Genomic DNA, 11,688 nt, shown 5'->3' on the forward strand with positions numbered 1-11,688 from the left:
GACGGCCGCTTCCGGGTGCGGGTGCCCGCCACCCGCACCGGCTCGGACGGCACCACGCTGCCGCTGCGCAAGGGCATCTGGGAGGCCGCGCTGGAGTCCGTCGACCGCTCGGGACCGGCCCGCCCGCTGCTCGCCGCCCCCGCCGCGCTGGCCTGCCTGCCGGCCGCCACCCAGGCCGGCGGCAAGCCCGTCCTGCTCCAGCGCCGCTGGCACGACACCCTGCTGGTGGACTCCACGCCGGTGCTCAGCGCCACCGAGCGCAGCGCCTGGACGCAGTCCCGCCTGCGGGCCTCCGGCTACCCCGCCGCCCGCCGCGAGCCGCTGCGCGAGGCGGTGCTGTACGACGTGTTCGGCGGCCGCGGCTACGCCGACTCCCCGCGCGCGGTGCACGCCGAACTCGTCCGCCGCGAACTGCCGTTGGAGCACCTGTGGGTGGTCGACGACGCCCAGGCGGACCTGCCGCCCGGGGTCAAGGCGGTGCGGATCTGGAGCCCCGAGTGGTACCGGGCGCTGGCCACCTGCCGGTACCTGGTCGGCAACACCCACTTCCCGGACTTCCTGGAGCGCCGCCGCGGCCAGGTGGTCGTGCAGACCTGGCACGGCTCGCTGCTCAAGCGCATCGCCCACGACGTCGAGAACCCCTGGCTGTCCGACCACGGCTACCTGGACGCGCTCGACCGCGAGACCCCGCAGTGGAGCATGCTCGTCTCCCCCAGCCCGTTCGCCACCCCGATCCTGCGCCGGGCGTTCCGGTACGGCGGCGAGATCCTGGAGGCCGGCTACCCGCGCAACGACGTCCTGGCCCGGCCCGACGAGCGCACCGCCGCGGCCGTCCGCCGCCGCCTCGGCATCCCCGAGGGCAAGCGGATCGTGCTGTACGCGCCGACCTGGCGCGAGGACCAGCAGCGCGGCGACGGCGACGGCTTCCGGCTCGACCTGCGGATCGACGTCGACCGGGCGCGCCGCGCCCTCGGCCCGGACCACGTGCTGCTGATCCGCCCGCACGCGCACGTCCGCGAACCGCTGCCGGGCGCCGGCGACGGCTTCCTGTACGACTGCGCGGACTACCCGGACGTCCAGGAGCTGCTGCTGGTCGCGGACGTGCTGGTCACCGACTACTCGTCGATCATGTTCGACTTCGCGATCACCGGCCGCCCGGTGCTCTTCTTCACCTACGACCTGGAGCACTACCGCGACACCCTGCGCGGCTTCTACTTCGACTTCGAGGCCCAGGCCCCCGGCCCGCTCGTCCCGAGCTCGGCCGAGCTGGTCGGCGCGCTGCGCGAACTCGCCGACGGGGACGGGCGGCTGACCACCGAGTACGCGGAGCGCTACCGCCGCTTCCGGGCCGCCCACTGCGCGCTGGACGACGGCAGTGCGGCCCGCCGGGTGGTCGACCGGATGCTCGAACTCACCCGCACGACCGGCTGATCCGGCCGGTTCACGCGAAGGAGTAGCTCCGCCAGGGCCGCCAGACCTCGTCCGCGTCGAACCGGGAGAGGCCGAAGCCGGGCACCTCGAAGGCCGCCCGGAAGCCGCGCGCCTGCTCGTGCGCCTGGTCCAGCACGTCGTCCGGCAGGCCGTGCGCCACCGTCACGTGCGGGTGGTACGGGAACGCCAGCTCGCGGGCCAGCGGGCCGGAGCGGACGTCCGCCTCCAGCAGCCGGCACTCCTGCGCGCCCTCCTCGACCCGGACGAACACCACCGGGGAGACCGGGCGGAAGGTGCCGGCGCCGCGCAGCAGCATCCGGAACGGCCGGTGCGCCGCCGCCACCGCCGCCAGGTGCTCCTCGATCTTCGGCAGCACCTCGGCCGGCACCTCGGTCGGCGGCAGCAGCGTGACGTGCGTCGGTATCGAGCGGGCGAGCGGATCGCCGTGCCCGGCCCTGGCGTCCTGGATCTGCGCGCCGTACGGGTCCGGGACGCTCACGGACACGCCGATGGTGACGACCTCCGGGAGGCCGTCACCATCGGGCAGACGTGTGAGGGGAGTCACCGCTTGGCGGCCGGGAGGAAGCCGATCCGGTCGTACACCGTCTCCAGCGTCTGGGACGCCACCGCGCGGGCCTTGTCCGCACCGAGCGCCAGCACCCGGTCCAGCTCGGCCGGGTCGTCCAGGTAGGTGCGGGTGCGCTCCTGGAAGGGGGTGACCCACTCGGTGAACAGCTCGGCCAGCTCGGTCTTCAGGGCGCCGTACATCTTGCCCTCGAAGTGGGCGACGAGCTGCTCGACGGACTGGCCGCTGAGCGCGGAGTGGATCCGCAGCAGGTTGGAGACGCCCGGCTTGGCCTCCTCGTCGTAGGAGACGACGGTGCCGGTGTCGGTGACGGCGCTCTTGAACTTCTTGGCGCTGACCTTCGGCTCGTCCAGCAGGCTGACCAGGCCCTTGGGCGAGGAGGCCGACTTGCTCATCTTGACGGCCGGGTCCTGGAGGTCCTGGATCTTCGCCGTCTCCTTGAGGATGTACGCCTTCGGCACGGTGAAGGTCGGGGTGTAGCGGGAGTTGAAGCGCTCCGCGATGTCCCGGGTGATCTCCACGTGCTGGCGCTGGTCCTCGCCGACCGGCACGGCGTCCGCCTGGTAGAGCAGGATGTCGGCGATCTGGAGGATCGGATAGGTGAACAGGCCGACCGTGGTGCTGTCGGCGCCGTACCGGGCGGACTTGTCCTTGAACTGGGTCATCCGGGAGGCCTCGCCGAAGCCGGTGAGGCAGTTCATCACCCAGGCCAGCTGCGCGTGTTCGGGCACGTGCGACTGGACGAAGAGCGTGCAGTGCTCCGGGTCCAGGCCGGCGCCGAGCAGCTGGGCGGCGGAGATCCGGGTGTTCTCGCGCAGGGTCGCGGGGTCCTGCGGCACCGTGATCGCGTGCAGGTCGACCACCATGTAGAAGGCGTCGTTGTCCTTCTGCAGGTCGACCCACTGGCGCACCGCGCCGAGGTAGTTGCCGAGGTGGAACGACCCCGAGGTGGGCTGGATCCCGGAGAGCACCCGGGGACGGTCCTTGACCGGACCAGTGACCGCTGCGTTGACCATGCGGGCCATTGTTCCAGTTCCACCGGGCGGTCAGGAAACCTCTGCCCCTGGAGGTTCCGACAGTGTGACGGCACTCACCCTGACCCGGGCGATCCGCCGGCCCTCCAGCTTGGCCACCGTCAGCAGCACCCCGGCACCGCCCTCGACCGGCACGCGCACCTGGTCACCGTCCCTGGGCAGCCGGCCGAGCGAGGCGACCAGGCAGCCGGCCACCGTCTCGTACGGGCCTTCCGGGAGGGTGACGCCGGTCTCCTCGGCGAAGTCGCCGAGGTTGAGCAGGCCGTCCAGCTCCACGCCGCCGCCGGCCAGCCGGCGGGTGGTGGCGGTCTCCGGGCGGTCGTACTCGTCGCGGATCTCGCCGATGACCTCCTCGACGAGGTCCTCCAGGGTGACGATGCCCGCGGTGCCGCCGTACTCGTCGACCACGATCGCCAGGTGGTGGCCCTCGCGGCGCATCTCGCCCATCGCCTCCAGCACCAGCTTGGTGCCGGGCAGCAGCTTGACCGGGCGGGCCAGGTCGCGGACCTTGGCGGCCTGCTCGCCGCGGGTGCCGTACAGGTCGCGCACGTGGACGAAGCCGACCACGGCGTCGGCGCTGCCCTCGACCACCGGGTAGCGCGAGTGCGGCGAGGTTTCGGCCTGGTGGCGCACGGCGCTCAGCGCGCGCTCGGCGTCCAGGAAGGTCACCTCGGTGCGCGGGACCATCACCTCGCGCAGCTGACGCTCCCCGGCGGAGAACACGTCGGCGATCAACGCCCGTTCGTCGCTGCCGAGTTCGGTGTTGGCGGCGACCAGGCCGCGCAGCTCCTCGGAGCTCATCGAGCCGCGCCCGGCGGTCGGGTCGCCGCCCAGCAGCCGGACCATCATGTTGGTCGAGTGCCCGAGCAGCCAGATCACCGGCCGCAGCACCGAGGACATGACGTCCACGACGGGCGCGGCGGTCACCGCGATCGACTCGGCGCGCTGCAGGCCGATCCGCTTGGGGGTGAGCTCGCCGAGCACCAGCGAGACGTAGCTGATCACCAGGGTGAGGCCGACCAGCGCGATGGCGTCGGCGACGCCCTGCGTGAGCCCGGCCCGCACGAACAGCGGGGCGACCTTGCCGGCCAGCGTGTCCGCGCCGAACGCGGCGGACAGGAAGCCCATGCAGGTCACGCCGACCTGCACGGCGGCCAGGAAGCGGTTGGGGTCGGCGGCCAGGTGCGCGGCCCGGGCGGAGCGCCGGGTGCCCTGGGCCTCCAGCGCCCGGATCTGGCCCTCGCGCAGCGAGATCAGCGAGATCTCGGCGACGTTGAACAGCCCGCCCAGGAGGATGAAGACGAGGACGAGCGCCGCGTCCCCGATGGTTTCGTTCACAGCGCGCCAGTGTAGGGCGACGGCCCGCCGCTTCCCCGGGAGGGAGGCGGCGGGCCGTTCGAAATGGAAGCCGGGCGGCTCAGATGAGGCCGAGCTCCTGGACCGCGTCGCGCTCCTCGATCAGCTCGTTGACCGAGGCGTCGATGCGGCCGCGCGAGAAGTCGGAGATCTCCAGGCCCTGGACGATCTCGAACTTGCCGTCCTTGGTGGTGACCGGGAAGGAGGAGATCAGACCGGCCGGGACGCCGTAGGAGCCGTCGGAGACGACGCCCATCGAGGTCCAGTCGCCCTCGGCGGTGCCGTTGACCCAGGTGTACACGTGGTCGATGGCGGCGTTCGCGGCCGAGGCGGCCGAGGAAGCGCCACGGGCGTCGATGATGGCGGCGCCGCGCTTGGCGACGGTCGGGATGAAGTCGTTCTCCAGCCAGGCCAGGTCGCTGCCGACGGCCTCGAAGGCCGGCTTGCCGGCGACCTCGGCCTGGAAGATGTCCGGGTACTGGGTCGCGGAGTGGTTGCCCCAGATGGTGACGCGCTTGATGTCCGAGACCAGGGCGCCGGTCTTGGCGGAGAGCTGGCCGACCGCGCGGTTGTGGTCCAGGCGGGTCATCGCGGTGAAGCGCTCGGCCGGGACGTCCGGGGCGTTGCGCTGGGCGATCAGGGCGTTGGTGTTGGCCGGGTTGCCGACGACCAGGACCTTGATGTCGTCCGCGGCGTGGTCGTTGATGGCCTTGCCCTGCGGGCCGAAGATGCCGCCGTTGGCCTGCAGCAGGTCGCCGCGCTCCATGCCCGCGGTGCGCGGACGGGCGCCGACCAGCAGGGCGACGTTGGCGCCGTCGAAGGCCTCGGCCGGCTTGTCGGTGATGGTGATGTCGCGCAGCAGCGGGAACGCGCAGTCGACGAGCTCCATCGCGGTGCCCTCGGCGGCCTTCAGGCCCTGCGGGATCTCCAGGAGGCGCAGGTTCACCGGCACGTCGGCACCGAGCAGGTGGCCCGAGGCGATGCGGAAGAGCAGCGCGTAGCCGATCTGGCCGGCCGCTCCGGTGATGGTGACGTTGACGGGGGTGCGGGTCATTTCTACCTTCTCCAGCAAATCGCCAGGTGCCCCAGGCACACCGGCGCACTGGAGCCGAGGATGATCTCTCGACGTCGAGAGACCGGCGTCAGGTTATCGCAAAGGGAAGCCTACGCCGCGTGCGCGGGCGTGGCTGATGCGTCACAGCGGGAGATCGCGACGGCCCCCGTCCGGGAGGACCGGGACGGGGGCCGTGGCGGGTGCGGGGCAGTGCCGCGGATCAGTGCTTGGGACGTCCGATCAACTGCCCGATGTTGTCGAGCAGCGGGAACTCCAGCCACGGGTTCGGCTGCGCCACCAGCGTCAGCAGGACGATCGCCGAGCCCAGGAAGCCCAGCACGATCACGTCGGTGAAGCGGCTGCGCACCGCGAGCATCCCGACCTCGGGCAGTACCAGCCGCAGGACGGCGCCGAGCAGCACGCCGCCGCCGAGGATCAGCAGCCCGTACTTGAAACCGTCCTTGAAGTCGGCGAACCAGGTGACCGCGAGCCCGGCGCCGACCACCAGCAGGACCAGCGTTATCGGCCACTGCCGGACCGGCAGGGCGTGCTCGCGCCCGAGGGCCGCGGCCGAACCCTCGGGCGGGACGGTGCCGGTGGTCTTGACCGGCCGCTGCCGGGACCGTGCCGGGGGTCGTGGGTCACTCATGTCCGCCGTCTCCCGAGGAGTCAGACGCCGGCGCGGCGCTCGGCCGCCTCGACGATGTTGTTGAGCAGCATCGCGCGGGTCATCGGGCCCACGCCGCCCGGGTTCGGGGAGATCCAGCCGGCCACCTCGGCCACGTTCGGGTGCACGTCGCCGACGATCTTGCCCTCGCTGCGGCTGACGCCCACGTCCAGCACGGCCGCGCCCGGCTTGACGTCCTCCGGCTTGATCAGGTGCGGCACGCCGGCGGCGGCCACGATGATGTCGGCCTTGCGCAGGTGGTAGGCCAGGTCCCGGGTGCCGGTGTGGCACAGGGTCACGGTGGCGTTCTCGGAGCGGCGGGTCAGCAGCAGGCCGATCGAGCGGCCGACGGTGACGCCGCGGCCGACCACGACCACCTCGGCGCCGTTGATCTCGACGTCGTGGCGGCGCAGCAGCTCGACGATGCCCAGCGGGGTGCAGGGCAGCGGGCCCTCGATGCCGAGGGCGAGGCGGCCGAGCGAGGTCGGGTGCAGGCCGTCCGCGTCCTTGTCCGGGTCCATGAGCTCCAGGACCGGGTTCTGGTCCAGGCCCTTGGGCAGCGGCAGCTGGACGATGTAGCCGGTGCAGGCGGGGTCGGCGTTGAGCTCGCGGACGACGTCCTCGACGTCCTGCTGGGTCGCGGTGGCGGGCAGCTCGCGCTGGATCGAGGCGATGCCGACCTCGGCGCAGTCCTTGTGCTTGCCGTTCACGTACCAGCGGCTGCCCGGGTCGTCGCCGACCAGGACGGTGCCGAGGCCGGGCGTGACGCCCTTCGCCTTGAGGGCCGCCACACGGACGGCGAGTTCGGACTTGATCGCGGCAGCAGTGGCCTTGCCATCGAGAATCTGGGCAGTCATGACCCCATTCTCCCGGATCGCGGCGAGCCTCCGTACCAGGGCACCCGGCCCGCTGCGCCGGGGGTCCGCGGGAGGACCGGACGGGCACGGAAGGCCGGTGCCGCATTGCGGTTGCGCCACAGTCTCGCCCCCGTCCCGGAGGCGGCTGGACACGGCGCTCCCGTCCGGTCGACGATATGGGCACAACCCTGCCGCGACCGGCCCGGTGACGGGCCGACGGACACCACGGCGGGGCGCACCCGGGGGAAGAGCGTTGAACCGACCACATGTGACCGTGCCGCCCGCCTGCGTTCGCGGCGGCGCGGTGTCCGCTGCGCAGCCGTCGAGGATTCCGCTCGTTCCGCGCCCGGCCCGTTCCTGAGCCACCGCCGTCGGCGCCCCGGCCGTGCGACCCGCAGGGCCGGACCGTCGGCAGCCCCGGCCACCTTCCCGTCCCCACGTCCCCGTATCTGCCCGGAGGCACGAATGAGTTACCCGCCCGACCCGAACAACCCGTACAACCAGCCGCCGCAGCAGGGCTACGGCTACCCCCAGCAGGCCCCGCCCGCCGGGTACGGCTACCCCCAGCAGGGCCAGCCGCAGGACGGGTACGGCTACCCCCAGCAGCCGGGGTACGGCGTCCCGCAGCAGCAGGCCTACCCGGGTTACGCGGCGCCTCCCGGCACCCTCCAGGCCAACAACGGCTACATCAACATCCCGCCCCTGGGCACGGTGAAGCTGGCCAGCATGGGTCAGCGGTTCGTGGCCCGCCTGATCGACGGCCTGGCGGTCAGCGCGGTCATCGCGGTCCTCATGGCGCTCGGTGCGGCCAGCGCCCTGGGCATCAGCCAGAAGGCCAAGGACTGCTCGCAGTACGCCTACGGCGGCGTCAACGCCAACAGCACGCAGTACTCGTCCTGCCTCCACGAGCAGACCCAGGCCGCCACCAGCTTCCTGACCACCATGATGATCATCATGGGCATGCTGGCGGTGTTCAACCTGCTCTACGAGTGGCTGATGGTGTCCTTCGCCGGCGCCACGCTCGGCAAGCTGGCCATGGGCCTGCGCGTGGTCAAGGAGAGCACCGGCCAGGTCCCCGGCCTGGGCGGCGGCTTCATCCGCTTCATCATCCCGGTCGTCGGCGCGATCGTCTGCTACATCGGCGCCCTGCTGGTCTACCTGTCCCCGTTCTTCGACAACTCCGGGAAGCTGCAGGGCTGGCACGACCGGGCCGCCGGCACCCTGGTGATCAAGAAGTAACGCGCACCGCACGACCGAGCGGCCCGGCCCCCTCACGGAGGGAGCCGGGCCGCTTTGTCGTTCCGCCGGCCCGTCAGGCCGTCACGCCGTCAGCCCGTCAGTGGAAGAAGTGGCGCGCGCCGGTGAAGTACATCGTCACGCCGGCCTTGGTGGCGGCCGCGACGACCTCCTCGTCCCGGATCGAACCGCCGGGCTGCACGATCGCCTTGACGCCCGCGGCGATCAGGATCTCCGGGCCGTCCGGGAACGGGAAGAACGCGTCCGAGGCCGCGTACGAGCCCTCGGCGCGCTCGCCGGCCCGCTCGACCGCGAGCTTGCACGAGTCCACCCGGTTGACCTGGCCCATGCCGACGCCGACCGAGGCGCCGCCCTTGGCCAGCAGGATCGCGTTGGACTTGACGGCCCGGCAGGCCCGCCAGGCGAAGGCCAGCTCGGCCAGCTCCGCCTCGGACAGCGCCTCGCCGCTGGCCAGCGTCCAGTTCGCCGGGTCGTCGCCCTCGGCGTGCACCCGGTCGGCGTCCTGGAGCAGCACGCCGCCGGAGACCGGGCGCACCTCCTGGCGGTTGACCGGGGCCTCCGGGGCGAGCAGCACGCGCAGGTTCTTCTTGCGGGCCAGGACCTCGACCGCGCCGTCCTCGTAGCCGGGGGCCACGACGACCTCGGTGAAGATCGGGGCGATCTGCTCGGCCAGCTCGACGGTGACCGGGCGGTTGACCGCGATCACGCCGCCGTACGCGGAGACCGGGTCGCACTCGTGCGCCTTGCGGTGCGCCTCGGCGACGTCGGCGCCGGTCGCGATGCCGCACGGGTTGGCGTGCTTGATGATCGCGACGGCCGGCTCGGCGTGGTCGTACGCGGCGCGGCGGGCGGCGTCGGTGTCGACGTAGTTGTTGTACGACATCTCCTTGCCGTGCAGCTGCTGCGCGCCGGCCAGGCCGCCAGTGCCGTCGCTGTAGAGCGCGGCGCCCTGGTGCGGGTTCTCGCCGTAGCGCAGCACGTTCTGCCGCTCCCAGGTCGCGCCCAGGAACTCGGGGAAGTCGGCGTCGCTCGGCGCGTAGCCGGCCTCGAACCAGGAGGCGACGGCCACGTCGTAGGCGGCGGTGTGGGCGAACGCGGCACCGGCCAGGCGCTTGCGGGTGGCCAGGTCGAAGCCGCCCTCCTGGGCGGCCTTCAGCACGTCGCCGTAGCGGGCCGGGTCGACCACGACGGCCACCGACGGGTGGTTCTTGGCGGCGGCGCGGACCATGCTCGGGCCGCCGATGTCGATCTGCTCGACGCACTCGTCCGGGGTGGCGCCGGAGGCGACGGTGGCCTTGAACGGGTAGAGGTTCACGACGACCAGGTCGAACGGCTCGACGCCGAGCTCGGCCAGCTGCGCGCGGTGCGACTCCAGGCGCAGGTCGGCGAGCACGCCGGCGTGCACGCGGGGGTGCAGCGTCTTCACGCGCCCGTCCAGGCACTCCGGGAAGCCGGTCAGCTCGGAGACCTCGGTCACCGGGACGCCGGCGGCGGCGATGCGGCCGGCGGTGGAGCCGGTGGAGACGATGGCGACCCCGGCGGCGTGCAGGCCCTGGGCCAGCTCCTCCAGACCGGTCTTGTCGTACACGCTGATCAGCGCGCGACGGATCGGACGGACGTTCTCGGAGACAGGGGGGGTGGTGGAGCTGGCACTCATGCTCCCACCTCGCTGCGCTCGGCGGGCGCTGCGCGCCAGGCACCTTCCTCGATGACTCGTTCGCTGCGCTCACTCATGTGCCGGAATCCATACCTTTCGGTCCTCGATGCGGTGACCTTCGCGGGCCAGCCGGCCCACGACGTCGACGAGCAGCTTGCGCTCGACAGTCTTGATGCGCTCGTGCAGCGCTTCGCCGCCATCGGCGTGGTCGGCGTCGGCGACCTCGACGACGCCCTGCGCGATGATCGGCCCGGTGTCCACCCCGGCGTCGACCAGGTGGACGGTGCAGCCGGTGACCCTGACCCCGTACGCGAGGGCGTCGGTGACGCCGTGGGCGCCGGGGAAGGACGGCAGCAGTGCGGGGTGGGTGTTGACGATCCGCCCCGCGAAGGCCGCGATGAACTCGGGGCCGAGGATCTTCATGAAGCCGGCCGTGACGACCAGGTCCGGCTCGTGGGCGGCGACGGACGCGGTCAGCGCGCGGTCCCAGTCGGCGCGGTCCGGGTGGTCCTTGACCCGGTGGACGAAGGTCGGCAGACCGGCCCGCTCGGCGCGCTCCAGGCCGGCGATCCCGTCGCGGTCCGCGCCCACGGCGAGGATCTCGGCCCCGTAGGCCGGGTCGGCGACGGCGTCGATCAGCGCCTGCAGGTTGGTGCCCGAACCGGAGACCAGCACCACCAGGCGGGCCGGTCCGGGCGTACGGGGCGGGAAGAGCTGGGCGGGGGCGGCGGCCACTGCGCGTTTCTCCGTAGGTCGGGCGCCGCCCGCTGGTACGTCCACCGGCGGTGGGGCCACTACGAACGGCAGGTCGAGCGAGGGGGAACACCGGGAGGAACCGCCGCGACGCGGGCCCCGGGGAACCTGTGTGAGCTGCTGACCGTCACCACGATAACGGCTGGTCGGACGGCCTCCGCACCCTGCGGGCGGGGCTACGCGCGTAGTTGAGACGGGGATCTCTCGTGTGATCTCCCCGGCGATCTCCCCGCGGCCGACGCGGCAGGCCGCCGGGGGCCTTCGGGACCGCTGCGGGATCATAGGGGGCGCGGGCACCCGCCCCACCGACCGAGAAGGAATGGCGGACACCATGAGCAGCGGTGACAACCCCGGCGAGCGCAACCCCTTCGCGCCGCCGCCGGCGGATGCCCCGGACCAGCCGTGGCAGCCGCGCGCTCCCCGGTCCGCCGACGGCGGCGACGGCCCCGACGGCGAGGGCCCCGGCCGGCCCGGCGGCGACGGCTGGCAGCCCCGCCCGCCGGCCCCGCAGCCGCCGCGGCTCGACCCCACCGATCCGGCCCAGCGCAAGGCCCGCAACGCGGCGCTCGCCGGGCTGTTCGCGCTGATCTGCGTGCTCGCCGGGGTCACCTGGGTCGCCCTGTTCGTCGGCACGCTCGGCATCGTGTGGGGCATCGGCGCGATGCGCGCCCCCCGGCCGTCCACGGCCGTCGGCGTCGCGCCCGGCGGGCCGAACCCGCTCACCCCGGCCGCGCTCGCCGGGGTGCTCACCGGCGCGATGACCGTCGTGGTCGCGTGCTCGGTGATCGGCCTCGGGCTCTACTACGACGACTACGTGACCTGCGTCCACGACTCGCTGACGACGGTCGGCGCCGACAACTGCGGCCGGCTCGCACCGCAGTGGTACGTCGACCTGGTGGGGAACGGCCGCAACTAGGGCGTGTCTTTCGGATCCGGCCGGGTGCCGCGGCGTCAGGGCACGCGCCTCGCCGCGTTGTCGTCGGTCACCGATGCTCCGCATGGACTCCCTCCTCCGCCTTGCGATGCACGCACCCTG

At 72.8% G+C, this 11,688-nt stretch carries 11 protein-coding genes; 3 read left to right on the forward strand and 8 right to left on the reverse strand.

Going from position 1 to position 11,688, the window contains the following annotated elements; translation table 11 throughout:
• Positions 1–1,431: CDP-glycerol glycerophosphotransferase family protein (locus AB0O00_RS02465; RefSeq protein WP_363648254.1), on the forward strand; the 1,431-nt coding region annotated here is incomplete at its 5' end.
• Positions 1,432–1,441: 10 nt separating this feature from the next.
• Here AB0O00_RS02465 and AB0O00_RS02470 read toward each other — a convergent pair.
• The 6 genes from AB0O00_RS02470 to AB0O00_RS02495 form a co-directional block, all read right to left on the reverse strand.
• Positions 1,442–1,930, reverse strand: a complete 489-nt coding sequence (locus tag AB0O00_RS02470; RefSeq protein WP_363648255.1) for a 2'-5' RNA ligase family protein — start codon at positions 1,928–1,930, stop codon at positions 1,442–1,444.
• 62 nt (positions 1,931–1,992) lie between these two features.
• On the reverse strand, positions 1,993–3,033 hold the full coding sequence (gene trpS / locus AB0O00_RS02475) for a tryptophan--tRNA ligase (RefSeq protein WP_363648256.1): 1,041 nt from the start codon (positions 3,031–3,033) through the stop codon (positions 1,993–1,995).
• Positions 3,034–3,063: 30 nt separating this feature from the next.
• A complete protein-coding gene (locus tag AB0O00_RS02480) occupies positions 3,064–4,389 on the reverse strand; it encodes a hemolysin family protein (protein ID WP_363648257.1) in 1,326 nt (441 codons plus the stop codon).
• A gap of 79 nt (positions 4,390–4,468) precedes the next feature.
• The gene (locus AB0O00_RS02485) at positions 4,469–5,461 is read right to left on the reverse strand and encodes a malate dehydrogenase (RefSeq protein ID WP_363648258.1); all 993 of its coding nucleotides are present in this window, start codon (positions 5,459–5,461) and stop codon (positions 4,469–4,471) included.
• Between the two features lie 220 nt (positions 5,462–5,681).
• The gene (locus AB0O00_RS02490) at positions 5,682–6,110 is read right to left on the reverse strand and encodes a DUF3017 domain-containing protein (RefSeq protein ID WP_363648259.1); all 429 of its coding nucleotides are present in this window, start codon (positions 6,108–6,110) and stop codon (positions 5,682–5,684) included.
• Between the two features lie 20 nt (positions 6,111–6,130).
• Complete coding sequence (locus AB0O00_RS02495; RefSeq protein ID WP_363648260.1) at positions 6,131–6,985, reverse strand: bifunctional methylenetetrahydrofolate dehydrogenase/methenyltetrahydrofolate cyclohydrolase; 855 nt, start codon at positions 6,983–6,985, stop codon at positions 6,131–6,133.
• A gap of 465 nt (positions 6,986–7,450) precedes the next feature.
• On the opposite strand from AB0O00_RS02495, the gene AB0O00_RS02500 reads away from it, so the two are divergent.
• Positions 7,451–8,224, forward strand: a complete 774-nt coding sequence (locus AB0O00_RS02500) for an RDD family protein (RefSeq protein ID WP_363648261.1) — start codon at positions 7,451–7,453, stop codon at positions 8,222–8,224.
• 97 nt (positions 8,225–8,321) lie between these two features.
• Here AB0O00_RS02500 and purH read toward each other — a convergent pair whose 3' ends face one another.
• A complete protein-coding gene (gene purH, locus AB0O00_RS02505; protein ID WP_363648262.1) occupies positions 8,322–9,899 on the reverse strand; it encodes a bifunctional phosphoribosylaminoimidazolecarboxamide formyltransferase/IMP cyclohydrolase in 1,578 nt (525 codons plus the stop codon).
• Between the two features lie 69 nt (positions 9,900–9,968).
• Positions 9,969–10,634: a phosphoribosylglycinamide formyltransferase gene (purN, locus tag AB0O00_RS02510; protein ID WP_363648263.1), complete on the reverse strand. Its 666-nt coding sequence runs from the start codon at positions 10,632–10,634 to the stop codon at positions 9,969–9,971.
• 349 nt (positions 10,635–10,983) lie between these two features.
• Between purN and AB0O00_RS02515 the strand changes: the two genes are divergently transcribed.
• Positions 10,984–11,568: a hypothetical protein gene (locus AB0O00_RS02515; RefSeq protein ID WP_363648264.1), complete on the forward strand. Its 585-nt coding sequence runs from the start codon at positions 10,984–10,986 to the stop codon at positions 11,566–11,568.
• Positions 11,569–11,688 lie beyond the last annotated feature (120 nt).

The sequence above is a fragment of the Kitasatospora sp. NPDC093558 genome, from assembly GCF_040683475.1.
Taxonomy (GTDB): Bacteria; Actinomycetota; Actinomycetes; order Streptomycetales; family Streptomycetaceae; genus Kitasatospora.

Excerpts from the sequence above, each read along its gene's own strand:
- AB0O00_RS02490 (WP_363648259.1), bottom strand. The coding sequence starts at position 6,110 with ATGAGTGACCCACGACCCCCGGCACGGTCCCGGCAGCGGCCGGTCAAG.
- AB0O00_RS02500 (WP_363648261.1), top strand. The coding sequence starts at position 7,451 with ATGAGTTACCCGCCCGACCCGAACAACCCGTACAACCAGCCGCCGCAG.
- AB0O00_RS02515 (WP_363648264.1), top strand. The coding sequence starts at position 10,984 with ATGAGCAGCGGTGACAACCCCGGCGAGCGCAACCCCTTCGCGCCGCCG.
- AB0O00_RS02495 (WP_363648260.1), bottom strand. The coding sequence starts at position 6,985 with ATGACTGCCCAGATTCTCGATGGCAAGGCCACTGCTGCCGCGATCAAG.
- purH (WP_363648262.1), bottom strand. The coding sequence starts at position 9,899 with ATGAGTGCCAGCTCCACCACCCCCCCTGTCTCCGAGAACGTCCGTCCG.
- trpS (WP_363648256.1), bottom strand. The coding sequence starts at position 3,033 with ATGGTCAACGCAGCGGTCACTGGTCCGGTCAAGGACCGTCCCCGGGTG.
- AB0O00_RS02485 (WP_363648258.1), bottom strand. The coding sequence starts at position 5,461 with ATGACCCGCACCCCCGTCAACGTCACCATCACCGGAGCGGCCGGCCAG.